Origin of the sequence: Pseudoalteromonas luteoviolacea NCIMB 1944, from assembly GCF_001625565.1 — a bacterium.
Lineage (GTDB): Bacteria > Pseudomonadota > Gammaproteobacteria > Enterobacterales > Alteromonadaceae > Pseudoalteromonas > Pseudoalteromonas luteoviolacea_F.
In genome coordinates this window covers 1-484 of the sequence record NZ_AUXS01000077.1, presented here as the reverse complement: position 1 = coordinate 484, position 484 = coordinate 1, and the positions used below count along the sequence as shown (strand labels likewise).

Annotated in this window: 1 protein-coding gene; it reads right to left on the bottom strand. The window is 48.6% G+C overall.

Annotated elements, in window-relative coordinates:
- A partial coding sequence (locus tag N483_RS24685; RefSeq protein ID WP_155735430.1) for an SdrD B-like domain-containing protein occupies positions 1-484 on the bottom strand: 484 nt, incomplete at both ends.

Sequence of the window (484 nt, the reverse complement as noted above, 5' to 3'; positions counted from 1 at the left end):
AACATAGTCAGTTGTACCTTGCGTGATGGTGTAGCCCGATGAGTTAGAAGCGCGAAGGCCGGTAAAGTTAAACGTGCCATTTGCATCTGTTGTGGTGCGCAGATTCACCGCTTCACCGTAAAGATCCTGACCTGACAGCTGGATCTCAATCCCCGCAAGGACAAAGTCATTCCCGTTGTTAGCACCATCTTGGTTGATATCGACAAATACGCGACCTGATATTGATTTGTCGCCAGTGCTTAGTTGCTCAGTGAAGATAAGCTCAGGCGCTGCTTGCTCGCCCAGTACTAGTTTGATCTCACTGTTTGAGCCAAACTGATCTGCTGTTAAACCTAAGTAATCTTGCCCTTCAACATAATCTGTTGCGCCTTGCGTGATGGTGTAGCCTGCTGAGTTCGAAGCGCGAAGTCCTGTAAAGTTAAACGTGCCATTTGCATCCGTTGTGGTGCGCAGATTCACCGCTTCACCGTAAAGATCCTCACCT